The organism is Pelomonas candidula (assembly GCF_043555985.1).
GTDB classification, from domain to species: domain Bacteria; phylum Pseudomonadota; class Gammaproteobacteria; order Burkholderiales; family Burkholderiaceae_C; genus Pelomonas; species Pelomonas candidula.
This window is the reverse complement of the sequence record NZ_JBIGIC010000001.1, coordinates 13,919-36,786: the sequence shown is the minus strand read 5'-3', so window position 1 is coordinate 36,786 and position 22,868 is coordinate 13,919. Positions and strand designations below refer to the sequence as shown.

At 68.6% G+C, this 22,868-nt stretch carries 23 protein-coding genes; 16 read left to right on the top strand and 7 right to left on the bottom strand.

Features of this window, described 5'->3' with window-relative positions; all coding sequences use genetic code 11:
• Positions 1–25: 25 nt before the first annotated feature.
• Complete coding sequence (locus tag ACG04R_RS00175) at positions 26–2,080, bottom strand: putative bifunctional diguanylate cyclase/phosphodiesterase (RefSeq protein ID WP_394405397.1); 2,055 nt, start codon at positions 2,078–2,080, stop codon at positions 26–28.
• Positions 2,081–2,185: 105 nt separating this feature from the next.
• Between ACG04R_RS00175 and ACG04R_RS00170 the strand changes: the two genes are divergently transcribed.
• The 8 genes from ACG04R_RS00170 (at position 2,186) to ACG04R_RS00135 (ending at position 11,067) form a co-directional block, all read left to right on the top strand.
• A complete protein-coding gene (locus ACG04R_RS00170; protein ID WP_394405395.1) occupies positions 2,186–2,539 on the top strand; it encodes an HU family DNA-binding protein in 354 nt (117 codons plus the stop codon).
• Positions 2,540–2,552: 13 nt separating this feature from the next.
• Positions 2,553–3,584 carry a LacI family DNA-binding transcriptional regulator gene (locus ACG04R_RS00165; protein ID WP_394405394.1) on the top strand — a complete coding sequence of 344 codons (1,032 nt, stop codon included), beginning with the start codon at positions 2,553–2,555 and terminating at the stop codon, positions 3,582–3,584.
• A 287-nt stretch (positions 3,585–3,871) separates the two neighbouring features.
• Positions 3,872–5,233 (top strand): GH1 family beta-glucosidase, encoded by a 1,362-nt coding sequence (locus ACG04R_RS00160; protein ID WP_394405392.1) that lies wholly within the window; start codon positions 3,872–3,874, stop codon positions 5,231–5,233.
• Between the two features lie 288 nt (positions 5,234–5,521).
• A complete protein-coding gene (locus ACG04R_RS00155) occupies positions 5,522–6,832 on the top strand; it encodes a cyclic di-GMP phosphodiesterase (RefSeq protein WP_394405390.1) in 1,311 nt (436 codons plus the stop codon).
• A 26-nt stretch (positions 6,833–6,858) separates the two neighbouring features.
• Complete coding sequence (locus ACG04R_RS00150; RefSeq protein ID WP_394405388.1) at positions 6,859–8,967, top strand: putative bifunctional diguanylate cyclase/phosphodiesterase; 2,109 nt, start codon at positions 6,859–6,861, stop codon at positions 8,965–8,967.
• A gap of 32 nt (positions 8,968–8,999) precedes the next feature.
• Entirely contained in the window at positions 9,000–9,323 is a 324-nt protein-coding gene (locus ACG04R_RS00145) for a DUF1840 domain-containing protein (RefSeq protein WP_394405386.1), read from the top strand.
• A complete protein-coding gene (locus ACG04R_RS00140; protein ID WP_394405385.1) occupies positions 9,323–9,967 on the top strand; it encodes a histidine phosphatase family protein in 645 nt (214 codons plus the stop codon). The genes ACG04R_RS00145 and ACG04R_RS00140 overlap by 1 nt, the downstream gene beginning before the upstream one ends.
• A 143-nt stretch (positions 9,968–10,110) precedes the next feature.
• A complete protein-coding gene (locus ACG04R_RS00135) occupies positions 10,111–11,067 on the top strand; it encodes a porin (protein WP_394405383.1) in 957 nt (318 codons plus the stop codon).
• Between the two features lie 45 nt (positions 11,068–11,112).
• On the opposite strand, the gene ruvB is transcribed toward ACG04R_RS00135, so the two are convergent.
• The 4 genes from ruvB to ACG04R_RS00115 form a co-directional block, all read right to left on the bottom strand.
• On the bottom strand, positions 11,113–12,171 hold the full coding sequence (ruvB, locus tag ACG04R_RS00130) for a Holliday junction branch migration DNA helicase RuvB (protein WP_394405381.1): 1,059 nt from the start codon (positions 12,169–12,171) through the stop codon (positions 11,113–11,115).
• A complete protein-coding gene (ruvA, locus tag ACG04R_RS00125; protein ID WP_394405380.1) occupies positions 12,168–12,737 on the bottom strand; it encodes a Holliday junction branch migration protein RuvA in 570 nt (189 codons plus the stop codon). Before ruvA ends, ruvB begins: the two co-directional genes overlap by 4 nt.
• A 77-nt stretch (positions 12,738–12,814) precedes the next feature.
• Positions 12,815–13,468: a response regulator gene (locus tag ACG04R_RS00120; RefSeq protein WP_394405378.1), complete on the bottom strand. Its 654-nt coding sequence runs from the start codon at positions 13,466–13,468 to the stop codon at positions 12,815–12,817.
• 18 nt (positions 13,469–13,486) lie between these two features.
• Positions 13,487–14,905, bottom strand: coding sequence for a sensor histidine kinase (locus ACG04R_RS00115; RefSeq protein WP_394405376.1), 1,419 nt, complete (start codon positions 14,903–14,905; stop codon positions 13,487–13,489).
• 88 nt (positions 14,906–14,993) lie between these two features.
• On the opposite strand from ACG04R_RS00115, the gene ACG04R_RS00110 reads away from it, so the two are divergent.
• The gene (locus tag ACG04R_RS00110; RefSeq protein WP_394405374.1) at positions 14,994–15,962 is read left to right on the top strand and encodes a PhoH family protein; all 969 of its coding nucleotides are present in this window, start codon (positions 14,994–14,996) and stop codon (positions 15,960–15,962) included.
• The gene (gene ybeY, locus ACG04R_RS00105) at positions 15,959–16,405 is read left to right on the top strand and encodes an rRNA maturation RNase YbeY (RefSeq protein ID WP_394405372.1); all 447 of its coding nucleotides are present in this window, start codon (positions 15,959–15,961) and stop codon (positions 16,403–16,405) included. Before ACG04R_RS00110 ends, ybeY begins: the two co-directional genes overlap by 4 nt.
• Here ybeY and ACG04R_RS00100 read toward each other — a convergent pair.
• Together ACG04R_RS00100 and hemB are read right to left on the bottom strand one after the other, a co-directional pair.
• Positions 16,402–17,508 (bottom strand): magnesium transporter CorA family protein, encoded by a 1,107-nt coding sequence (locus tag ACG04R_RS00100; RefSeq protein WP_394405370.1) that lies wholly within the window; start codon positions 17,506–17,508, stop codon positions 16,402–16,404. The two genes, ybeY and ACG04R_RS00100, sit on opposite strands and share 4 nt — an antisense overlap.
• 5 nt (positions 17,509–17,513) lie before the next feature.
• The gene (gene hemB, locus ACG04R_RS00095; RefSeq protein ID WP_394405368.1) at positions 17,514–18,530 is read right to left on the bottom strand and encodes a porphobilinogen synthase; all 1,017 of its coding nucleotides are present in this window, start codon (positions 18,528–18,530) and stop codon (positions 17,514–17,516) included.
• A 373-nt stretch (positions 18,531–18,903) separates the two neighbouring features.
• Between hemB and ACG04R_RS00090 the strand changes: the two genes are divergently transcribed.
• The 6 genes from ACG04R_RS00090 to ACG04R_RS00065 are packed head-to-tail and all read left to right on the top strand — an operon-like array spanning position 18,904 to position 22,857.
• Entirely contained in the window at positions 18,904–19,332 is a 429-nt protein-coding gene (locus ACG04R_RS00090; RefSeq protein WP_394405366.1) for a CopD family protein, read from the top strand.
• A gap of 2 nt (positions 19,333–19,334) precedes the next feature.
• Positions 19,335–20,435, top strand: coding sequence for a VanZ family protein (locus ACG04R_RS00085; protein ID WP_394405364.1), 1,101 nt, complete (start codon positions 19,335–19,337; stop codon positions 20,433–20,435).
• A gap of 15 nt (positions 20,436–20,450) precedes the next feature.
• Positions 20,451–20,780 (top strand): (2Fe-2S) ferredoxin domain-containing protein, encoded by a 330-nt coding sequence (locus tag ACG04R_RS00080; protein ID WP_394405362.1) that lies wholly within the window; start codon positions 20,451–20,453, stop codon positions 20,778–20,780.
• On the top strand, positions 20,777–21,400 hold the full coding sequence (locus tag ACG04R_RS00075) for an alpha/beta hydrolase (RefSeq protein ID WP_394405360.1): 624 nt from the start codon (positions 20,777–20,779) through the stop codon (positions 21,398–21,400). The genes ACG04R_RS00080 and ACG04R_RS00075 overlap by 4 nt, the downstream gene beginning before the upstream one ends.
• 22 nt (positions 21,401–21,422) lie before the next feature.
• Positions 21,423–22,562 (top strand): D-alanyl-D-alanine carboxypeptidase family protein, encoded by a 1,140-nt coding sequence (locus ACG04R_RS00070; RefSeq protein ID WP_394405358.1) that lies wholly within the window; start codon positions 21,423–21,425, stop codon positions 22,560–22,562.
• A 10-nt stretch (positions 22,563–22,572) separates the two neighbouring features.
• Positions 22,573–22,857 (top strand): DUF493 family protein, encoded by a 285-nt coding sequence (locus ACG04R_RS00065; protein ID WP_394405356.1) that lies wholly within the window; start codon positions 22,573–22,575, stop codon positions 22,855–22,857.
• Positions 22,858–22,868 lie beyond the last annotated feature (11 nt).

Here is a 22,868-nt window from a genome sequence, read left to right as displayed (position 1 = left end):
CAAGCCCTGCGGCTTGTCTGGCGCCTCAGCGAGTGGTGGCGGAAGCCGAATCTGCAGGGTTGGCGGAAAACCACCGCCCTTCAAACTCAGCGGCGGGCACGCCCCTCCCAAACCACCACCCCTGCCCCCAGTCGCATCCCATCGCCTTCAACGCGAGCATCTGCGCCTCGGTCTCCACGCCTTCGGCCACGACCTCCATCCCCAACTCGTGCGCCATCGTCACGATGGCCCGGCACAGCGCCAGCGCCTTGCCGCCCTGCTCCAGCCCGGCGACGAAGCTGCGGTCGATCTTGACCGTGTCGATCTGGTGGTGCTGCAGATAGCTCAGCGATGAATAGCCCGTGCCGAAGTCGTCCAGTGAGATCGTCAGGCCGGCGTCCCTCAGGGCCCGCAGCCGCTCTGCCACCGCTTCGTCGCGTTCCAGCAGCAGGCTTTCGGTGATCTCCACGGCCAGCGCGTCGCCGCCCAAGCCCATGCCACGCAGATGCCGCGCCCAGTCCGGCTGCACGCGGTGGCTGCGCTCGCCGAGGAACTGCACTGGCGACTTGTTGATGCTGATCTGGAAGCCCGCGTGCCCCGCTGCGCGCCAGGCCTGCGCCTGCGCCGCCGCCGTGCGGAAGACCCAATCGCCGATCTCGACGATCAACCCGGTGGCCTCGGCGATGGGGATGAACTGCGACGGGCTCACGTCGCCCAGTTGCGGGTGATGCCAGCGCAGCAGCGCCTCGGCCTTGCGCGGCGCAGCGGTGGGATCGCGCAGCGACAGGATGGGCTGGTAGACCAGGCTCAGCTGCCCCAGCCGCAGCGCTTCCCGCAGCTCGTTGGCCAGCCGCGTGCGGCGCTGCGCGGCCTCGTGAAGCGCGGGCGTGAACACGCTCATGCGGTTGCGGCCCGCGCCCTTGGCCTCGTACAGCGCCAGGTCGGCGTGCTTGAACAGCGATTCGATCTCCTGCCCGTCGCGCGGGGCCAGGCTGACGCCGATGCTGGCCGACACGTAGACCCGCTCGCCGGCCACGTCGAAGGCCTCGGACAGCGCCTCCAGCAGTTCGTGGCCTACCTGCTCGGCGACTGGCGCCACCTGCGGCGCGGCCAGCAGCACGGTGAACTCGTCGCCGCCCATGCGCGCGACGACGCTGCCCGCCGGCATGCAGCCCTGCATGCGCGCAGCCACCTGCACCAGCAGCGCGTCGCCGATGTCGTGGCCCAGCGAGTCGTTGACTTCCTTGAAGTGGTCCAGGTCCACGAACATGACGGCCAGTTCCTCGCCGCGCGTGGCGCGCCGGGCCAGCGCGTGCTCGATGCGCTCGCGCAGCGAGCGCCGGTTGGGCAGTCCGGTCAGCGTGTCCACGCGCGCCTGCAGCCAGACCTGCGCCTCCTGCAGCTTGCGGTCGGTGATGTCGGTGTGCGTGCCGACCATGCGCAGCGGCAGGCCGTTCGCGTCGCGGGCGATGACCATGCCGCGGCTGAGCACCCACTTCCAGCTGCCGTCCTTGGCCAGGATGCGGTGCTCGTTGCGGTAGACCGGCGTGCGGCCGGCGAAATGGTCCTCCCGGTCCTTGCTCATCTGCACCAGGTCGTCCGGGTGTGTGCGCGCATCGAAGGCCTCGGGCGTGGCTTCTACGTCGCCGGGCTCGAAGCCGTACAGCCGCAGGTAGCGCTCGGAGAAATACTCGACACCGGCCTGCACATGCCAGTCCCACACGCCGTCGCCGGTGCTCTCCAGCGCCAGCTTCCAGATCGCGTCGGCCTCGTGCAGCCGGTTCTCGGCCGCGCGCCGCGCAACGATGTCGATGTGCGTACCCAGCCATAGCGGCGAGTCGGGCATGCGCTGCGCCTGCGCCAGCACCCAGGTGTGGCCCAGGCGGTACTCCATTTCGAAGCGGCCGCTGGACTGAGCGGCGCTCCATGCCTGCTCGAACGCGCTGCGGTCGTCGTCGTGGAGGCAGCCTGCCAGCGGCGTGGGCAGCGCGGGGCGGTTCAGCGCTTCGGCCAGGCGCGCGTTCATCCACAGCAGGCGGCCTTGCGGATCAGCCTTCCAGACCTGCTGCGGCAGGGCATCCAGCAGTGAGGCAAAGTGCACGGGCGGGGACATTGGCGATGAACACGGGGCTCTGCCTCGACTGTATGCGCCACAATCGCGCCCGCCCGAGTCGTTCGGGCGCGTTTTTCGACGAGACCCCCCGCAATGAACAAGACCGATCTGATCGAACACCTGGCCGCCAAGCACGAACTGAGCAAGGCTGAAGCCGGCCGCGTCCTCGAGACCCTGCTGGACGCCGTCGTCACCACCGTCAAGAAGGGTGGCTCCGTGTCGATCCCCGGCTTCGGCTCCTTCAAGCAACACGCCCGTGCCGCCCGCAACGGCGTGAACCCCAGCACCGGCGCCAAGATCAAGATCGCCGCCGCCAAGCTGCCCAAGTTCACCCCGGGCGCTGGCTTCAAGGCCGCCGTCGACCCCAAGGCCGCTGCCAAGAAGGCTGCTGCCAAGCCCGCAGCGAAGCCGGCCGCCAAGCCCGCCGCCAAGGCCAAGAAGAAGTAATTCTTCGACTGCGATGAGCGCGCGCAGCGGCAGCCCCACCATCGTCGACGTCGCCCGCGAGGCGGGCGTGTCGATCAAGACCGTGTCGCGCGTGCTCAACCATGAGCCCGGCGTGCACGAAAGCACCCGGGAGCAGGTGCTCAAGGTGGTGGAGGCGCTGCGCTACCGGCCCAAGCAGTCGGCTCGCAGTCTCGCAGGCGGTCGGTCCTTCCTGATCGGCCTGCTCTATTACGACCCCAGCGCGATCTTTGTCGGCAGCGTCCAGCAGGGCGCCACGCTGCGCTGCCGCGAGCTGGGTTATCACCTCGTCGTGGAGTCGCTGCACAACGACGCGCCCGATCTGCGCCAGCAGATCGACCGCATGGTGCTCGCGCTGCGGCCGGACGGCATGATCCTGACGCCGCCGCTGTGCGACAACCCCGAGGTGCTCGCCGCGCTGCGCGAGAGCGGCACGCCCTGCGTGCTGATGTCTCCGGAGCGCGACATTCGTGGCGTGCCCTCCGTGCGCATGGACGATGTCCACGCGGCCGAGGAGCTCACCAATCTGCTGCTCAGCCTCGGCCATCGGCGCATCGCCTTCATCAAGGGGCCGCCGGACCAGTCGGCCAGCGCGGCGCGCTATCAGGGCTTCGTCAATGCGCTGCGCGCGCATGACCTGGTGCCCGACGCCGAGTTGATCCAGCCCGGCAACTTCACGTTCGCCAGCGGCCGTGATGCGGCGCACAAGCTGCTGAGCGGTCGCCAGCGCCCGACCGCCGTGTTCGCCAGCAACGACGACATGGCGCTGGGTGTGCTCGCCGCCGCGCATCGTCTGGGCCTGAACGTGCCCAGCGAGCTGTCGGTGGTGGGCTTCGACGACTCGCCCACTGCGGCCCTCGTGTGGCCGCCGCTGACAACGGTGCGCCAGCCGGTCGCCGAAATGGCGCGCACGGCCGTCGAGATGCTGGTGCAGGGCCACCGCGCCGACGTGCCGGCCGACGACGCCGACCAGCACAAGGTGCTGGCGCACGAACTCATCGTGCGCGACTCCACCCGCGCGCGCTGACCGCGCGTTTCTCCGCCGCCTGCCCGGCGCTCTCCTCCATCACCTGGAGCCTGTGTTCGGGCGCCGCGTTCGCCTGGATGCATCCCACTTTCGAGAAGACATCGCTGTCATTCCATATTGACAGCGTTGTCAATTGTCGGGGATGATCTTTTGGCTGGGTTCCCTGGACCCTGCGCTCCGGCGCCCTCGCGCCGGCTCTCTCGATGCGCTGACGGGCCGATGTCCAACCCGCCACATCGCCACCCCAAGCCCCCGGCACCGGCCGCCGCCCGGCCCTCCACCACACCATGAACCTGCTCGACCCATCCCGCCTCGATCCCGCCGAACTCGCCAAGTCCTTCCCGCCCGACTTCCTGTGGGGCGTTGCCACCAGTGCCGCGCAGATCGAAGGCGCCGGCGCCGAGGACGGCAAGGGCCCGTCCATCTGGGACCACTTCTGCCGCCAACCCGGCCGCATCAACGACGGCTCCAACATCGACGTCGCCTGCGACCACTACCACCGCTACAAGGAAGACGTGGCGCTGATGAAGAGCCTGGGCCTGGACTGCTACCGCTTCAGCCTGGCCTGGCCGCGCGTGCAGCCGCTGGGGCAGGGCGCCTGGAACGAGGCTGGCTTCGCCTTCTACGATCGCCTCATCGATGAACTGCTGCAGGCCGGTCTGCAGCCGCACGCGACGCTCTACCACTGGGACCTGCCGCAGGCGCTGGACGAAAACGGCAATGGCGGCTGGCTGTCGCGCGACGTCGTCGCCCGTTTCGCCGACTATGGCGCCGAGGTCGCCCGCCGTTTCGGTGATCGGCTCGCCAGCATCGCCACGCACAACGAACCCTGGTGCACGGCAACGCTCGGTTATGAGACCGCGCAGTTCGCACCTGGTCACAAGAGCCGCGCCGAAAGTCTGCAGGTGGCCCACCACCTGATGCTGTCGCACGGCGACGCGATTGCCGCGATGCGCGCCGAGACCAAGACCCGGCTCGGCATCGTCCTCAACCACACGCCGTCCTTCCCCGCCACGCCCACCGAGGCCGACCGCCGCGCCGCCCGCATCGACGACGGCCTGAACGTGCGCTGGTACATGGACCCGATCTTCCGCGGCGCCTATCCGCAGGATGCGATCGACTTCGTCGGTGCCGACGCGCCCAAGGTCGAGCCGGGTGATCTGGAGCGCATCCGCCAGCCGCTGGACTTCCTCGGCATCAACTTCTACACGCGCAGCCTCTTCACGGCCGACGGCACCACCGTCAAGGGCCCCGGCAAGCGCGGCTTCACCGACATGGGCTGGGAAATCGTCCCCGAGGTCTTCGCCCAGCACCTCGTGCGCCTGGCCCGCGAGTACAACCCGCCGCCGATGTACATCACCGAGAACGGCATGGCCAACGCCGACCGCGTCGTCGATGGCCGCGTGCCTGACCACGAGCGCATCGCCTACCTGTCGGCCCACCTGCAGGCGCTGGCCACGGCCATGAGCCTGGGCGCCGACGTGCGCGGCTATTTCTACTGGAGCCTGCTCGACAACTTCGAGTGGAACTCGGGCTATGTGAAGCGCTTCGGCCTGGTTCATGTGGACTACGAGACGCTGACCCGCCTGCCCAAGGACAGCGCCCACTGGTACCGAGATTTCATTGCGCAGCACCACGCGCGCCGCTGACCGCTGCTGTCCGACAAGCCCCGGGCCTCACTCCCCGGGGCGGCCTTCCCCCGCGACCGGGGGCTCGGAGGCGGGCATTCCTCCGCGTTTGCACCGACACATGCTCGGAAATTCGGTCACGTTCAGGCGCTAAGCTCCGCCCTGCGCTCCACAAGGGAACTTTTCCCGCATCGCACGGAGCGCAAATCGGCCGATTTGACGTATAGCAGGAGGCTGGCTCAGGTTCCTCGGCAGCGGTGCCGAAACTTGAGTCAAGTCGAGGGGTGCCCGGGCGCGGGTTTTGAGTGAATGCAGGATAGATCAAACGATCCGCTGATCGACGTCAGCCAATTGACCGTGGGGATGTTCATCCACCTGGATCTGGGCTGGATGTCGCATCCGTTTCCGCTGTCGAGTTTCAAGATCGCCTCCAGCGACCAGCTGCTGATCCTGCGCCGGCTCGGCCTGACGCAGGTGCGCTGGAGCCCTTCCAAGAGTGACCTGTCGCTGCAGCCGGCCGCCGAGGCCGCGGGCGCTCCTGCAACGGGCGGCGCCGACGATGCCCAGGCCGCCGCATCCGCCACGCCGAACGAACCCAGCCCCGAGGACCTTGCCCGCGAGGCCCATCGCCGCGCGCTGGCCGCCCAGCGCGAAGCGCTGCGCCTGTGCGAGGAGCAGTACGGCGAGGCGGCCGACGGCTTCCGCGTGGTCATGGACAGCGTCCAGGCCGACCCGCACAAGGCCCGCGCCGAGGCCGAGAACCTCACCGCCGCGCTGCTCGACAAGATGCTGGTCGAGGGCGACCTCAACATGCGGCTGCTGAACGAGGCCGCCGGCGACCGCTCCACCGCCCATGCGCTGAACGTCTGCATCATCGCGCTGCTGCTGGGCCGTGCCTTCGGCCTGGGGCGCGACGAGATGATGGACCTCGGCGTCGGCTCGCTGTTGCACGACGTCGGCAAGCTCGAGGTCGCCGCCCGCCTGCGCCACCGCGACGAGAGCTTCACCGCCGCCGAGACCCAGGCCTACCAGCAGCACGTTGCCAAGGGCGTGGCCATCGCCCAGACCATGGGCCTGGCGCCGGCGCCGCTGCTCATCATCGCGCAGCACCACGAGCACGCCGACGGCAGCGGCTTCCCGCAGCGCATCAACATGGATCGCATGAGCACCGGCGCGCGCATCGTCGCGCTGGTCAACCGCTTCGACGGCCTGTGCAACCCGCTCATCACCTCCAAGGCGATGACGCCGCACGAGGCGCTGTCGCTGATGTTCGCGCAGGGCCGCAACCGTTTTGATGCGACCATGCTGAACGCCTTCATCCGCATGATGGGCGTCTACCCGCCGGGCTCGACCGTGCAGCTCACCGACGACCGCTACGCGCTGGTCGTGTCCGTCAACTCGGCGCGGCCGCTGAAGCCGCGTGTCATGGTCCACGACATCAAGATTCCCAAGGACGAGGCCCTCATCCTCAATCTCGAAGAGATGCCCGATCTCGGCATCCGCCGCAGCCTCAAGCCCCAGTTCCTGCCGCGCGCGTCGCTGGACTACCTCAGCCCGCGGGCGCGCATCGCTTACTTCTTCGACGCCGTCAGCACGGGGCCTGGGGAGCTCACCGCGTGAACGCCAGCGGCGAGGCAAGCTCACCCGTGCCTCGCGTTCCCGAGACGCCGCCCGTAGTGGGCGTGCTGCTCGAAGGTCTCCCCGAACCCGCCTGGCTCGTCGACGGAGAGAGCCTCACGGTCAGCGTCGTCAACCGCGCCGCGCTGCGCCTGCTGGGCCTCAAGCCCGAGCGCGCGCTGGGCCAGGCACCGTCGGTGCTGTGCGGCTCGCTGGAGGATGAGGCCTTCTGGCAGGGCGCCGCGCGTGACCCGTTCGCGCGCATCCGCTCCGACACGGTGCTGACCCACAGCGACGGTCAGCCGCGCTGGGTCAGCCGCAGCATCAGCCCCATCCACACGCCCGATGGCGGCCGCTACTGGCTGGTGCTGCTGCACGACCAGACGCGCCGCCGCCGCGCCGAGGCCGAGCGCGAGACGCTGCTGGCCGAGCTGCGAGCGACGCTGGAATCCACCGCCGACGGCATCCTCGTCGTGGACCTGTCCGGCCGCGTGCGCAGCTTCAACCGCCGCTTCGCCAAGCTGTGGGGCCTGCCCGGTGGCCTGCTGCACGAGCCCGGCGACGCCGGCCTTTGGCTGAGCCTGCAGCGCGTCATGCTGGACGGCGAGCAATACCGGCTGCGCATCGAGGCGCTGCTGGACGCACCGCTGATGCGCTCAAGCGACGTGCTGCGCCTGGCCGATGGCCGCGTGCTGGAGCAGGTCTCGCTGCCGCAGATGTCGCGTGGCGAGCCCATCGGCCGCGTGTTCTCGTTCCGCGACCTGAGCGAGAAGCTCGCCGCTCACCAGCGCATCGAGGAACTGGGCCGCTCCGACGTGCTGACCGGTGCGCCCAACCGCCGCGCGCTGGCTGACCGCATCGTGCAGCAGATGGCTGCAGGTACCGCGGGCGAGCCGGCGCCCGTGTTTGCGCTGCTGCATCTGGACCTGGACCGCTTCAAGCAGATCAACGACACCCTGGGCCACAGCTACGGCGACCGCGTGCTGCGCGAAGTCGTCGAGCGGCTGCGCGGCGCCGTCGGCCCCAACGACACACTGGCCCGCTTGGGGGGCGATGAGTTCGCGCTGCTGGTCGACGGTGCGCAGATGTTCGAGGCCGAGGCCGCCGCGCGCCGCGTGCAGCAACTGCTGGCTCAGCCGTTCAGCTTCGACACGCTGAGCTTCACCGTCACGGCCAGCTGCGGCATCGCGCTCTACCCGGGCGACGGCAGCACCCCCGACGAACTTCTGGCCAGCGCCGAGCGCGCGATGCACTGGGTCAAGGAAGGCGGCCGTGCAGGCTTCCGCTTCCACGTGCCGCGCAAGGAAGTGGACCTGCTGTCGCGCATGCGGCTGGACCACGACATGCGCCAGGCGCTCGCCGAGGGGCGCTTCCGGCTGCACTACCAGCCGCAGGTGGAGCTGGGCAGCGACCGCGTCATCGGCGCCGAGGCGCTGATCCGCTGGCGCGACCCGCAGCGCGGCGACATTTCGCCGGCCGAGTTCATCCCGCTGGCCGAGGAGAGCGGCTTCGTCGTCGCCATCGGCGAATGGGTGCTGCGCGAGGCCGTCGACCAGGCAGCGCACTGGCTCAGCCGCGGCCTGCGCATGCCGGTGGCCGTCAACGTGTCGGCGCTGCAGTTCCAGCAGGCCCACTTTGTCGAGACCGTCGCCGCCGCGCTGCGCGACGCCGCGCTGCCGGCCAGCATGCTGGAGTTGGAGCTGACCGAAGGCGTGCTGCTGGGCGACGCCGACGAGAACCTCAAGCGCATGCAGGCCGTCGCGGCGCTGGGCGTCACGCTGTCCATCGACGACTTCGGCACCGGCTACTCGTCGCTGGGCTACCTCAAGCGCTTCCCCATCCAGCGCCTGAAGATCGACCGCAGCTTCGTGCAGGGTCTGCCGGGCGACCCCAGCGACGTCGGCATCGCCAACGCCATCGTGCAGATGGGCCGGGCGCTGGGGCTGCAAGTCATCGCCGAAGGCGTGGAGACCGAGGCGCAGCGCGACTTTCTCGCCCAGGCCGGCTGCCACGAGTTCCAGGGCTACCTGTTCGCGCCACCGCTGCGGCCCGAAGACTTCGAGCAGCGCGTGCGCCCGCGCCGCCACGTCGTCGACTCCGCCGTCTCCGGCTGGCTGGGCCTCGCGAGTACCGGCTGAGCGGTCGATGTCGGCGGGCTCACAATGAGGCCATGCTCTACCGCTTCAAATCCAAGGCTGGCGCCGACGTCGTCATGCTGGCCGAGTCTGGCGACGCCGTGCTGCGCCTGCTGGGGCGCTCGCCATCTCCTCAAGGCATCCTCGAAGCCGCCGCGCTGCCGGGCCTGATCCAGGCGCTGGAAGCCGGCGTCGCTGCCGACGAGGCCCAGTTCCAGCAGGCCGTCGATGCCGCCAAGGCTGCCGGCGAACCGCCGCCGCGGCGCCAGGGCGTGTCGCTGCGCCAGCGCGCCTGGCCGCTGCGCGAGCTGATGGCGCGCAGCCAGCTCGAAAACGTCGACGTCGTCTGGGGCGTCTGATGCTGGAACAGGCGACCCGCGTCATCCTCATTCGCCATGGCGAGACCGCCTGGAACCGCGCGACGCGTATCCAGGGGCATACCGACATCCCACTCAGCACGTTGGGCCTGGCCCAGGCCGAGCGCCTGGCCGAGGCGCTGGCCGATGAGCCGTTGACGGCCATCTATTCCAGTGACCTCAGCCGCGCCCGCCAGACCGCCGAGGCCGTGGCGCGCAGCCAGGGCCTGGTCGTGCAGATCGACATGGGCCTGCGCGAGCGCGCCTTTGGCCGCTTCGAGGGGCTGAGCTGGGACGAGATCGCGCAAAACCACCCCGAGGACTCCGCCCGTTGGCGCAGGCGCGAGCCGGACTTCCAGGTCGGCGGCGGCGAGAGCTTGAACACCTTCAGCGCCCGCTGCCTGGTCGCGGCGCAGCGCGCCGTCGCCGCCCATCCCGGCCAGGCCATCGCCCTTGTTGCCCATGGCGGCGTGTTGGACTGCCTCTATCGCGCCGCCACACGCACGGCGCTGGACGCGCCGCGCAGCTGGCAACTCGGCAACGCGACCATCAACCGCCTGCTGGCGACGGGCGAGGGCTTCACGCTGGTCGGCTGGAACGATGACCGCCACCTGGCCGGGCTGAGTGCCGACGACGTCGCCGCCTGAAAGTCATACACAGGACCCCTAAGCCGACTGTTGCATCGACACATCGGCCCGTTCGGTCCGAAGAAAAGTCCCTCCTATACTCGTTTACATACTTTTCCAAGGTGGGTCTCCCGACTCGCCGCAACCCTTTGCAAAGGCTCACGATGAAGAAGATTGCTCTCGTTGCCGCCCTGGCCGCTGTCACGGCTGCTCCGGCTTTCGCCCAAAGTTCCGTCACCCTGTGGGGCCGCCTGAACACTTCTGTTGAAAGCGAGAAGATCGGCAACGCTGACCGGGTCGCCAAGGTCGAGAACAACGGTTCCCGTCTGGGCCTGCGTGGCACGGAAGATCTGGGCGGCGGCCTGAAGGCCTCGTTCAACCTGGAACACGGTCTCAATTCCGACACCGGCGCCGCCACCGAGGGCACCAAGTTCTGGAACCGTCAGGCCAACGTCGAGCTGAGCGGCGCCTTCGGCACGATCCGTCTCGGCTCCTGGTTCCCGGATTCGTACTTCTCGACGGTTGACCGTACCAGCAACCACAACCACGACACCGGCACTTCGTCGGACGCGCTGTTCTCGTCCTTCGCCTTCGGCTTCCGTTCCAACAAGATCGGCTACTTCTCGCCGACCGTGGACGGCTTCAGCTTCATTGCGTCGGCCCATGCTGGTGAAGGCACGGCCGGCGATGCCCGTGCTTTTGACCTGTCGGGCAACTACGAAGCCGATGGCCTGCACGTTGGCCTGACCTACTCTCGTGCAGATACCGCAGCCAAGCGTACGGCTTACGGCATCGAGGCCGATTACGCGATCGGCCCCGTCCTGCTGACCGGTTACGCCCAGCGCGAAGAAGTCGCCGGCTTCAAGTCGCGCAACATTGGCCGCGTGTCGGCCATGTACACGCTGGGTCAGTCGGAGTTCCACTTCAACATCGGTGGCACCAAGGCCGGCGCAGACGGTACGTTCCAGAACGCCGGTGCTTCGCAGTGGACGCTGGGTTACAACTACAACCTCAGCAAGCGCACCAAGGTCTACACGTTCTACACCAGCGTCGACCAGAAGCTGCCGAACAAGCAGGGCGATTTCGACTCGCTCGCTGTGGGTATCCGCCACAACTTCTGATCCTCGCGGACCGGAAACGGAAAAGCGCCCCGCGGGGCGCTTTTTTCATGCCCCGAACAGGTCGGGTCCGCCCTTGCCGGCCGGTGGTGCCAGGCCCAGGTGGCGGTAGGCGGCCAGCGTCGCGATGCGGCCGCGCGGCGTGCGCTGCAGGAAGCCCTGCTGGATCAGGTAGGGTTCGATGACGTCCTCGATGGTGCCGGCCTCCTCGCCGATGGCAGCGGCTACGTTCTCCAACCCTACCGGTCCGCCGTCGAAGCGGTGCACCACGGCCTCCAGGAACTTGCGGTCCATCAGGTCGAAGCCCTGCGGGTCGACGTCCAGCATGGCCAGGGCCTTGTCGGCGACGCCGGCGACGATGCGGCCGTCACTTTTCACCTCGGCGTAGTCGCGCACGCGGCGCAGCAGCCTGTTGGCGATGCGTGGTGTGCCGCGTGAGCGGCGGGCGATCTCCAGCGCGCCGTCGGCGTCGATGGGCGCGTTCAGCAGGCCGGCCGAGCGGGTGACGATGCGCTGCAGTTCGGCCGGCGTGTAGAACTCCAGCCGCGCGACGATGCCGAAACGATCACGAAGTGGATTGGTCAGCATGCCGGCTCGCGTGGTCGCGCCGACGAGGGTGAACGGCTGCAGGTCCAGCTTGATCGAGCGCGCGGCCGGGCCTTCGCCGATCATGATGTCGATCTGGTAGTCCTCCAGTGCCGGGTAGAGGATTTCCTCGACGACCGGGCTGAGCCGGTGGATCTCGTCGATGAAGAGGACGTCGTTCTTCTCCAGGCCGGTCAGGATGGCGGCGAGGTCCTTGGGCTTTTCCAGTACGGGGCCGGAGGTCTGGCGCAGGTTCACGCCCAGCTCGGCCGCGATGATGTGGGACAGCGTCGTCTTGCCCAGGCCCGGCGGGCCGAACAGCAGCACGTGGTCCAGCGCCTCGCGGCGCTTGCGGGCGGCGCCGATGAAGATCTCCAGCTGCTCGCGCGCCTTGGCCTGGCCGACGTAGTCGTCCAGTTGCTTGGGCCGCAGCGCGCGTTCCAGCGCCTCCTCACGACTGGACTCGGGCGCGGCGCTGACGACGCGGGGCGCGGGCGCGAAATCGTCGGTCTGGATACTCATGACAGCTTCTTCAGCGCCTGCTTGATGCCGTCACTGACGCCGACATCGGGCGGCAGTGCCTTCAGCGCGGCGGCGGCATCCTTCTCGCTGTAGCCCAGTGCGACCAGCGCCTGCAGGATGTCGGCCTGCGCGTCGTTGGCGACGGTGGTCGGCAGTGCGAGGTCAGGGCCCAGCTTGCCCTTGAGCTCCAGCAGTAGCCGCTCGGCGGTCTTCTTGCCGATGCCGGGCACCTTGGTCAGCCGGCCGATTTCCTGCCGCGACACGGCCTGTGCCAGTTCGGCGACCGACAGGCCGGACAGCAGGCCCAGCGCCATCTTGGGGCCGACGCCGCTGATCTTGATGAGCTGGCGGAAGGTGGAGCGTTCCTCGTGCGTGAGGAAGCCAAACAGCTGGTGCGCGTCCTCGCGGACGGTCAGGTGGGTCAGCAGCACAGCGCGCTCGCCCAGGGCGCCGAGGTTGAAGAACGTGCTCATGGGCACGTCGACCTCGTAGCCGACGCCGCCTACGTCGATCACCACCTGAGGCGGTGTTTTCTCGGCGATGACGCCGGACAGTCTTCCAATCATTCCCGGATTATCCGGGCGGCTCTAAGCCAGTTGAGGACGGAGCTGCGCGCTGCGCACGCAGGTCCATCCCCAAGCCATCAGTTTCGACCGAACAGACCCAGGCGCTGCGCTTCCAGCGCCGCCTCGGCGCGCGAACTCACATTGAGCTTGCGGTAGATCTGCTTCACGTAGTCGGCGATGGTGTGGCGCGACAGACCCAGCTGCACGCCGATCTCGGGCAGCGTGAAGCCCTTGGCCACGCGCAGCAGCACCTCGGTCTCGCGGTCGGTCAGCGACACCTCGTGCAGCAGCGCCGCCGCCGGCTTTTTCACCTGAGCGGCGAAGTAGGCGATGACCTTGCGCGCGATGGACGGCGACAGCGGCGGCTCGCCCTGGCTCATGCGCTGCAACTGCTCCACCAGCAGTTCGCGCGACTGCTCCTTCAGCAGGTAGCCGAAAGCGCCGGCCTGCAGCGCGGGGAACAGGTGCTCGTCGTCGTCGTGGATGGTGACGATGACGGACTGCACTTCCGGCTGCTTCTCGCGCAGCGCGGCGATGACCTCCACCCCCGAGCCGTCGGGCAGCCCGAGGTCGAGCAATGCCAGCGTGAAGCGCTGGCCGTTGACCAGCGACAGCGCGTCCTGCACGCGCGAACACTCGGTGATCTGGGCGTTGGCGAACACCTGTTTGACCAGGGCCTTCAGCCAGGCGCGGATCTCCGGAATGTCTTCGAGCAGCAGGATGTGGTTCATGGCGGAGCCTCGGGAAACTCAGAGCGGAATCGTCAGACGGATGACAGTACCCCAGCCGGGGCCGGATTCAACCAGGCACTGGCCATGCATTTGCTTGGCGCGTGATTTCATGCTCGCCATGCCATGTCCGCGGTCCAGCCGGCCGTCCAGTTCGGTCGGGATGCCCTGGCCGTTGTCCTGGATGGTCAACACGAAGTCGCCGTCCTGGATGGTGGCGGAAATGGTCGCGTTCGTGGCGCCGCTGTGCTTGATGATGTTGGAGACCGACTCGCGCAGGATGCGCGTGGTCTGCACATAGGAGCGGGCCTGGAAGGTGTGCTCGATGTCCTCGGCCGGGCTCTTCCACTCGGCCAGGATGTTGGCCTGGCCGAGCCGCGAAACGACCTCCGCGCGCCAGTCGCCCAAGGCGTCGATGAGATGCACCGGCTTGCCGGTCAGCCCGCGCACCGACAGCCGCATCTCCTCCAGCGCCTCGCGGGCCAGCGTCGAGATGCGGTCGGACTCGCTGGTGTGCACGATGGTCAGCAGCTTGGCGCCCAGGTCGTCGTGCAGGTCGGCGGCGATGCGCTTGCGCTCGCGCTCGGTGACCTGTTCCAGCTTCTGCTCGGCGAGCTGGCCGTGGCTGCGTTCCACCTCGGCGATGCGGTCGGCCATGCGCTGTTCGACGGCGGCGATGCGCCTTTCGGCGTCCACGCGGGCACTGGCCACCTGGTTCACCAACTGCAGGCCCAGGCCCAGCATCAGCATTGGCAGCAGCAGGCCCAGCCACGGCGACGCCGTCCACCACAGCGACTCGCTGACGCCGGCCAGGCCCATCTCGGCCAGCAGTGCCAGCATCGTCGGCACCATCAGCAGCGCCATCAGCCGGAACTCGCGCGTCTGGGCCTCGTCCGGCGTGGCCCGCAGCCGTGACCGGCGCAGCCACAGTGCCCAACCCATCGCCGCCACGAGCTCCACGCTCAGCACCGCATGCCATACCGCGCCGAGGAGGCCGACCTGACCACCCGTCAGCAGCAGGCTGGCCGGTACGACCAGGCACTGGATCAGCAATGCATGGTCGATCCAGCTGCGCTTCCAGTTCATCTGACGCAGCAGGTATTGCACGCCGCACAGCACCAGCAGCGTCATCAGCAGCGGCCGCAGGCCTGCAGCGGCCGGGGCGCCGGTGGCGCGCAGCACGACCCAGCTCAGCATCATGCCGACCAGGAAGCTGGCTGGCCGCTCGCGGTGGTGCAGGCTGGAGACCACGCCCACGACGGTGGCCATCAGCGCCAGCATGGCGGCGACCCAGCCGTGCAGCGTGGCGGCCCAGTACACGCCCGCCGGGGCCTGTGCCTGGGCTTGCGCGACCAGCGGGCAGAGCAGGGCTGCGAGCAGGGGAAAGGAGGGGAGCAGGCGTCGGGCCAGGTTGGCGGCCGGCGCGGTCGGCAAATTCATGGGCCGGCATTGTGCGGGAGGCACGCCGCCCCGAGCGCCGGGGAATGCACCAGCGACAATCGGCGTCCCTCATTTTTTTGCGCCCGTCGTGATCCTGCGCTTCGCTTTCGAGCCCGTCGACAACACCCGCCTGGCCCGCGTCTGCGGCAGCCTGGACACACACCTGCGCGACATCGAGGCCGCCATGGGCGTGAAAATCTCGCGCCGCGAGGGCGAGTTCCGCATCAACGGTGCCAAGGCCGCGGCCGAGCGCACGCAGAGCCTGCTGGATGTGCTGTACGAGCGCGCCAGGCGCCCGCTGCCGGCCGAAACGCTGCAACTGGCCCTCGTCGAAGCCAAGGCACCCCATGCCGTTTCGGCCGCTGCCACGCCGGGCGACGACGCCCTCGTGCTGCGCACGCGCCGCGCCGACCTGTCGGCCCGCACGCCTCGCCAGCACCAGTACCTGCAGCAGATCCTGTCGCACGACATCACCTTCGGCCTCGGCCCGGCCGGCACCGGCAAGACCTTCTTGGCGGTCGCCTGTGCCGTCGACGCGCTGGAGCGTGCGTCGGTGCAGCGCATCATCCTGACCCGCCCCGCCGTCGAGGCCGGCGAGCGCCTGGGCTTCCTGCCCGGCGACCTGACGCAGAAGGTCGACCCCTATCTGCGCCCGCTGTACGACGCGCTGTACGACCTGCTCGGCTTCGACCGCGTGACCAAGGCCTTCGAGAAAGGCCAGCTGGAAGTCGCGCCGCTGGCCTTCATGCGCGGCCGCACGTTGAACCATGCCTTCGTCATCCTCGACGAGGCGCAGAACACGACGCCCGAGCAGATGAAGATGTTCCTGACCCGCATCGGCTTCGGCAGCCGCTGCGTTGTCACCGGCGACACCAGCCAGATCGACCTGCCGCGCGGCGTGCAGAGCGGCCTCATCGATGCCGAGCATGTGCTGGCCAAGGTCAAGGGCATCGCGATGACGCGCTTCACCAGTGCCGACGTCGTCCGCCACCCGCTGGTGGCCCGCATCGTCGAGGCCTATGAGGCGCGCGCCAAGCGCGAAGGACGAGAAGCATGAGCCAACCCGAACTGAGCCTGTCCCTGCAATTCGCCGACCCGCGCCACCGCGCGCTGCTGCCGCGCCACAAGGTGCTGCGCTTCATCCGCGCGGCGCTGGAGCTGCCGGGCGAGATCGCCGTGCGCATCGTCGATGCCGAGGAGGGCCGCGCGCTGAACCGTGATTTCCGCGGCAAGGACTACGCGACCAACGTGCTGACCTTCGACTACAGCCACGAGCCCGTCGTCGGCGCCGATCTGGTCATCTGTGCCGAGGTGGTGGAGAAGGAGGCTGCCGAGATGGGTATACCGGTGCTCGATCACTACGCCCACATGCTGGTCCACGGCACGCTGCACGCCCAGGGCTATGACCACGAGGAAGACGACGAGGCCGAGTGCATGGAAGCGCGGGAGACCGAGATCCTGGCGGGCCTGGGCATTGCCGACCCGTACAAGCGCGGCTAGCTCTTGCTGCTCAGGTAGCGCTTGCGCCTGAACAGGAACCACAGCCCCAGCGCGACGATCAGCATCAGCGTCGCGGCGTCCCAGAAGCCGCCGGCGTTGTGGATCAGCGGCATGGCATCGAAGTTCATGCCGAACACGCCGGTGATGAGATTCAGCGGCAGGAAGATGGCTGTCAGCACCGTCAGTGTGCGCATGATGCCGTTGGTGCGGTGCCCCAGCGCGCTGAAGTGCATCTGCACGGCCGACTCCGCCGACGACTCCAACCGGCGTACGTGCGTCAGCACGCGCTCCACATGCTCCAGAACGTCGCGGGACCGCACGCGCAGCAATTCGCGCTCGCGCGTGACGTGCGGATCGCCGTCGGCGGGCCACTCGTCGAGGGCGTCGATCCACTCCTGGATAGCGGCTCGCTGGTCTTCGCAGGTGTCTTCCAGGCGGTGCAGTGCGTCACGGCTTTCCAGCAGCAGCGGCCAGTCGTCGAACTCGCTGCTCTGGTCCAGCAGCACGCGCTGCAGCGTGCCGAGCTGGCGCGTCAGCAGGCGGCGCAGCTCCAGGTAGCTGTCCACCATGTGGTTGACCATGCGCAACATCAGGTCGGCCGGGCTGGCCGGCATGCGGGCACTGCCCCGGGCGGCGGTCTTGTCGCGGCCTTCGGTCAGGCGGTCCAGCTTCTGCGCGAAGAACTCGCGCACCTGGCAGTCGGTCGGGTGCACGGTGACCAGCACGCGGTCGAACACGGCGAAGCCGACCGGGCTGGTGTCGATGGCGCGCAGCGCGCGCTGCGCCGAGGCCAGCGTGCCGTGCTCGTCGTCAACGAACAGGTCCTGGCTGCCGGGTGCTGCGGCGAGGCGGCGGAACACCAGCATGTCGTACCAGGACGTGTAGTCGAAGTGCGACGGCAACTGGTTGTTGATCAGGTCCGACACATGCAGATCGACGATGTTGCCGCAGCCCCAGCGCGCGAGCGCCTGCTGCACGGCGGCCTCGCCGACCTCGAACTCGCGCCGGCCATAGCCAAGCCACAGGAAGCCACGCTCCGGCATGGCCTCGGGCAGGGCCGGCAATTCGGTAAAGCGGTCGGATTCGATGTGGAAGACCCGCACGGGCCTCACCCCTTCTTCAGCAGGCGTGCGGCGTCGAGCGCGAAGTAGGTCAGTACGCCGTCCGCGCCCGCGCGCTTGAAGGCCAGCAGCGACTCCATCATGACGGCGTCGTGGTCCAGCCAGCCGTTGGCCGCCGCGGCCTTGACCATCGCATACTCGCCGCTGACCTGGTAGGCGAACGTCGGCACGCGGAATTCGTCCTTCACGCGGCGCACGATGTCCAGGTACGGCAGGCCAGGCTTGACCATGACCATGTCCGCTCCCTCGGCCAGGTCCAGGGCCACTTCCCGCAGGGCTTCGTCGCTGTTGCCGGGGTCCATCTGGTACGTCTTCTTGTCCGCCTTGCCGAGGTTGGCAGCCGAGCCGACCGCGTCGCGGAAGGGGCCGTAGAAGCTGCTCGCGTATTTGGCGCTGTAAGCCATGATGCGCGTGTGAATGTGGCCGGCGGCCTCCAGCTTCTGGCGAATGGCGCCGATGCGGCCGTCCATCATGTCGCTGGGAGCGACGATGTCGACCCCCGCGTCAGCCTGCACCAGCGCTTGCCTGGCGAGGATGTCGACGGTCTCGTCGTTCAGGATGTAGCCAGACTCGTCGAGGACGCCGTCCTGGCCGTGGCTGGTGAACGGGTCCAGCGCCACGTCCGTCAGCACGCCCAGCTGCGGGAAATTTTTCTTTACCTCGCGCACCGCGCGGGGGACGAGGCCGTCCGGATTGAGCGCTTCGGCCCCGTCCGGGGTCTTCAACGACGCATCTATGACGGGGAAAAGCGCCAGCACTGGCACGCCCAGTTCGACGCATTGCTCAGCAGTTTTCAGCAGGTGATCCAGGCTCTGGCGCGACACGCCGGGCATGCTGGCGACGGGGGTCAGGAGATCCTGCCCCTCATGGATGAAAACCGGCAGGATGAGGTCGCTGGCCGTCAGCGTGTTTTCGCGGACGAGCGCCCGGGTGAAGGCGTCGCGACGCAGGCGGCGCGGGCGTGCGGCGGGATAGGCGGCGGGTGTCAGAAGTGAGCGGGCCAAGGCGGTACCTCAAACTGCAGGGGATGCGGCCCGGTGCGTGATGCACGACACATCCCGGCATCATTTATTCGTGACGCCACCGCACAAGCGCGCTAAACTTGTCAGCGAATGATAGCCGCAAGGTCGTCGTTCCCTGCTTTTCCTCCCTGAGCAGGAGCCTTAGCGTGATGACAGCGATAAGGCTTTCCGGCCCCGGCTTTTGCCGGGGCTTTTTTCATCTCGGCACATGCGCTGTGCCGTTTCACGACCCAGCCCCCGCGCTGGTCGTGCGGCGCGACCGACGGCGCGGCATGTGCCAATCTGCAAGTCCGCCCGCTGGCGCAGCCGGCCTTGACCTTCTGTGCATCCTGGGCGGCTGCCCATAATGGCCGCCATGCTCTGGGTCAAAGCCTTCCACATCGTCTTCGTCGCCGCCTGGTTCGCCGGCCTGTTCTACCTGCCGCGCATCTTCGTGAACCTGGCCATGGTGCCGGCCGACAGTCATGCCGAGCGTGAACGCCTGCTGCTGATGGCGCACAAGCTGCACCGCTTCAGCAGCATCCTGATGGGCGTGGCGCTGTTGCTGGGTCTGTGGGCATGGTTCGGCTGGGGCGTTGGCCGCTTTGCCGGTAGCTACTGGCTGCACGTCAAGCTGCTGCTCGTCGTCGGCGTCGTCGGCTACCACCACATGAACCGCCGCCTGCTGCGCAGCTTCGAGGAACTGTCCAACCGCCGCAGCCACAAGTGGTTCCGCGTCTACAACGAAGTCTCGGTGCTGCTGTTCGCCGCCATCGTCGTGCTGGTGACGGTCAAGCCCTTCTGACCGTGCGTCATCGCCAGAGCTCCGCGACCTGGCTGCTGCTGGCCCACGTCGGGCTGGTCATCTACGCGAGCCTCTACCCCTTCTTCCCATGGCGTTGGCCGCCGGGCATGGGCATGCCGTGGCTGTTCAGCCTGTCCTGGCCGCCGCGCTTCTACGCCTATGACATGCAGGCCAACCTGCTCGGCTACATCCCGCTGGGCCTGCTGGGCTTCGCGGCGGCGATGCGCTCGGGCTGGAGGCTGCGGGCGTCGCTGCTGTTCGGCTTCATGCCATGGCCGCTGCTGTCGTTCACGATGGAGACGCTGCAGTTCTTCCTGCCCGGCCGCGTGCCGTCGTTGTCGGACCTGGCGCTGAACTCGGCCGGCAGCACGATCGGTGCGCTGCTGGGCCTGCTGCTGAACGCCATGGGGGGGCTGCGACGCTGGGAGGACCTGCGCGATCACTGGTTCGGCGCCAGCAGCGCGCCGGCGCTGGCCCTGCTCGCGCTGTGGCCGGTGGCGCTGCTGTACCCGACGCCGCTGCCGTTCGGGCTCGGCCAGTGGCTGCCCTGGTGGCGCGAGATGCTGCTGGACGGTCTGGACGGCACGCCTTGGGCGCTGAGCTGGGGCGACACCGTCGTCGTCGAGCGCGAGCTGCCGCCGGGCCTGGAGGCGCTGGCCATCGCGCTGGGCCTGGTCGCGCCGGTGCTGCTGATGATCGTCGTCGCGCGGCCGGGGCCGCGTCGCCTGGTACTGGCCTGCGGCGCCGTGCTGCTGGGCCTGATCGGTACCGCCACGGCAACGGCCATGGCGTTCGGGCCGGCTCATGCCTGGGCCTGGCTCAGCGAGGCGACGCGGCCGGGTGTCGGCCTGGGCGTCGTGCTGTCGCTGCTGGCCTGCCTGCTGCCGTCGCGCGTGGCGGCGGCGCTGGGGCTGTTCGCGCTGTGCGCGCTGGTGGGGCTCGTCAGCGTGTCGCCCAGCGACCCCTACCTGACGCTGAACCTGCAGGCCTGGGAGCAGGGCCGCTTCGTCAACCTCTACGGCCTGACGCGCTGGGTGGCCTGGACATGGCCTTTTGTCGCCTTGGTCTGGCTCGCGGCGCGGCTGGTTCAGAAGCCTCGCTGAGAGAGAATCCCAACGATGAGTAGTTACTACGAGCGCCACGTCTTTTTCTGCCTGAACCAGCGCGCCAACGGCGAGGCCAGTTGTGCCGACCACGACGCGCAAGGCGGCTTCGACCACTGCAAGTCCCGCGTGAAGCAACTGGGCCTGGCGGGCAAGGGCGGCGTGCGCATCAACAAAGCCGGCTGCCTGGACCGCTGCGCCGGCGGGCCGGTAGCCGTGGTCTACCCCGAGGCCGTCTGGTACTCGTGGGTCGACAAGAGCGACATCGACGAGATCGTCGAGAGCCATCTGCGCGACGGCAAGGTCGTCGAGCGCCTGGTGCTGCCGGACAGCGTCGGCCGATGAACGCGCACACCGAAAAGCGCCTCGTGCCCGGCCCCGCCGGTCAGATCGAGGTGGCCATCGACCTTCCTGCCGACGGCACCACGCCCCTCGGCACGGCCCTCATCTGCCACCCCAACCCGACGCAGGGTGGCACGATGGACAACAAGGTCGTGCAGACGCTGGCCCGTGCCTTCATCCAGCTCGGCTGGCGCGCCGTGCGCTTCAACTTCCGCGGCATCGGCAAGTCCGAGGGCGGCTGGGACGAGGGGCGTGGCGAGGTCGACGACGCGCTGGCCGTGCTGGACGCCGTGCGAGCGCCCGGCGAGGCCTTCCTGCTGTCGGGCTTTTCCTTCGGCGGCTACGTCGCATCGCGCGCCGCGCAGCGCGTCGGTGAGCCGGCGCGCCGCCTCGTGCTGGTCGGCCCCGCCACCAGCCGTTTCGACACCGCCCCCGTGCCCGCCGACACCGTGGTCATCCACGGCGAGGTCGACGACGTGGTGCCACTCTCGTCCGTGCTCGACTGGGCGCGGCCGCAGAGCCTCCCGGTCACCGTCGTCCCGGGCGTGGGCCATTTCTTCCATGGGCAGCTGCCGCTGCTCAAGTCCCTCGTGGTGCGCGCCTTCGATCCCTCCAAGATCTGAGCCCTGCGCCTGAGTCGATCCGATGAAACGAATCCTTGTTTCCTTCCTCGTAGCGCTGTCGCTGGCTGCGCAGGCCCAGGCTCCCTTGCCGCCCGAAATCGCCGCGCGCAATTACGTGCTCATCGACCTGACGGCGCACAAGACCCTCGCCGAGCGTGAGGCCGACGCGCCGCAGGACCCGGCCTCGCTGACCAAGCTGATGACGGCCTACGTCGCCTTCGGCGCGCTGCGCGACAAGAAGCTGGCGCTGGATCAGACGCTGCCCGTGTCCCGGCGCGCCGCGAGCGAGCGCAAGGGCGACCTGATGTTCATCGACACGACGATGACGCCCAAGGTCGACGAACTGCTGCGCGGCCTCATCGTCCAGAACGGCAACGATGCCGCCGTGGCGCTGGCCGAGGGCGTCTCGGGCAGCGTCGAGAACTTCGTGCAGCTGATGAACCGCCAGGCTCAGGCCTGGGGCCTGAAGAACACCGAGTTCAAGAACGTGACGGGCCTGAGCGAGCCCGGCCAGAAGAGCACGGCGCGCGACATGGCCACCGTGGCGGCGCACATCATCACGGACTTCCCCGAGTACTACGGCTACTACGCGCAGCGGGACTACATCTTCAACAAGATCCGCCAGGACAACGGCAACCTGCTGCTGCGCCGCGACCCGACCGTGGACGGCCTGAAGGCCGGCTTCGCGGACGGCGCCGGCTTCAGCCTCGTTGCCAGCGCCAATCGTGAGTTCCCCAATGGCAAGCGCCGCCTGCTGAGCGTCGTCATGGGCACCGCGTCCAAGGATGCCCGCGCGGGCGAAAGCCAGAAGCTGCTGAACTGGGGCTACACCGCCTTCGACGCCGTCAAGATCTTCGACGCCGGCAAGGCCATCAAGACCGTGTCGGTCTGGAAGGGCGAAGCCAAGGAAGCGAAGCTGGGCGCCGCGGACGCGGTCTACGTCGCCGTGCCACGCGGCGACGCCGGCAAGCTGCAGACCCAGGTCGAGCACATCGACCCGCTGGTCGCGCCGCTGAACAAGGGCCAGCGCGTCGGCACCTTGCGCATCACGACGACCACCGGCACGCCGGTGGCCGAGGTGCCGCTGATCGTGCAGGAAGCCGTGCCGGTGTCCGGCCTCTTCGGCCGCGCGTTCGACTCCATCCGCCTGTGGATCAAATGAGGCCTGCGCCATGAACCTGCCACCCGACATCCCGCCCGAGCAGTCGCTCATCGAGTACCCGTCGCAGTTCCCGATCAAGGTCATGGGCGCGCACGTCGAAGGCTTCGTGGAAGCCATCACGCACGTGGCGCTGCAGTTCGACCCCGGCTTCGACGCCTCCACCATCGAGCATCGCCCGAGCAAGGGTGGCAACTACCTGGGCCTGACCATCACCGTCACGGCCACCAGCCGCGAGCAGCTGGACGAGCTGTACCGGACGCTGACGACGCATCCGATGGTCAAGGTCGTGCTGTAAGGCGCCAAGCC

What these genes read in the sequence shown, in the direction of transcription:
- ACG04R_RS00170 (WP_394405395.1), top strand. Translation starts at nt 2,186, where the DNA reads ATGAACAAGACCGATCTGATCGAACACCTGGCCGCCAAGCACGAACTG.
- ACG04R_RS00165 (WP_394405394.1), top strand. Translation starts at nt 2,553, where the DNA reads ATGAGCGCGCGCAGCGGCAGCCCCACCATCGTCGACGTCGCCCGCGAG.
- ACG04R_RS00160 (WP_394405392.1), top strand. Translation starts at nt 3,872, where the DNA reads ATGAACCTGCTCGACCCATCCCGCCTCGATCCCGCCGAACTCGCCAAG.
- ACG04R_RS00155 (WP_394405390.1), top strand. Translation starts at nt 5,522, where the DNA reads ATGCAGGATAGATCAAACGATCCGCTGATCGACGTCAGCCAATTGACC.
- ACG04R_RS00145 (WP_394405386.1), top strand. Translation starts at nt 9,000, where the DNA reads ATGCTCTACCGCTTCAAATCCAAGGCTGGCGCCGACGTCGTCATGCTG.
- ACG04R_RS00140 (WP_394405385.1), top strand. Translation starts at nt 9,323, where the DNA reads ATGCTGGAACAGGCGACCCGCGTCATCCTCATTCGCCATGGCGAGACC.
- ACG04R_RS00135 (WP_394405383.1), top strand. Translation starts at nt 10,111, where the DNA reads ATGAAGAAGATTGCTCTCGTTGCCGCCCTGGCCGCTGTCACGGCTGCT.
- ruvB (WP_394405381.1), bottom strand. Translation starts at nt 12,171, where the DNA reads ATGAGTATCCAGACCGACGATTTCGCGCCCGCGCCCCGCGTCGTCAGC.
- ruvA (WP_394405380.1), bottom strand. Translation starts at nt 12,737, where the DNA reads ATGATTGGAAGACTGTCCGGCGTCATCGCCGAGAAAACACCGCCTCAG.
- ACG04R_RS00120 (WP_394405378.1), bottom strand. Translation starts at nt 13,468, where the DNA reads ATGAACCACATCCTGCTGCTCGAAGACATTCCGGAGATCCGCGCCTGG.
- ACG04R_RS00115 (WP_394405376.1), bottom strand. Translation starts at nt 14,905, where the DNA reads ATGAATTTGCCGACCGCGCCGGCCGCCAACCTGGCCCGACGCCTGCTC.
- ybeY (WP_394405372.1), top strand. Translation starts at nt 15,959, where the DNA reads ATGAGCCAACCCGAACTGAGCCTGTCCCTGCAATTCGCCGACCCGCGC.
- ACG04R_RS00090 (WP_394405366.1), top strand. Translation starts at nt 18,904, where the DNA reads ATGCTCTGGGTCAAAGCCTTCCACATCGTCTTCGTCGCCGCCTGGTTC.
- ACG04R_RS00080 (WP_394405362.1), top strand. Translation starts at nt 20,451, where the DNA reads ATGAGTAGTTACTACGAGCGCCACGTCTTTTTCTGCCTGAACCAGCGC.
- ACG04R_RS00075 (WP_394405360.1), top strand. Translation starts at nt 20,777, where the DNA reads ATGAACGCGCACACCGAAAAGCGCCTCGTGCCCGGCCCCGCCGGTCAG.
- ACG04R_RS00070 (WP_394405358.1), top strand. Translation starts at nt 21,423, where the DNA reads ATGAAACGAATCCTTGTTTCCTTCCTCGTAGCGCTGTCGCTGGCTGCG.
- ACG04R_RS00065 (WP_394405356.1), top strand. Translation starts at nt 22,573, where the DNA reads ATGAACCTGCCACCCGACATCCCGCCCGAGCAGTCGCTCATCGAGTAC.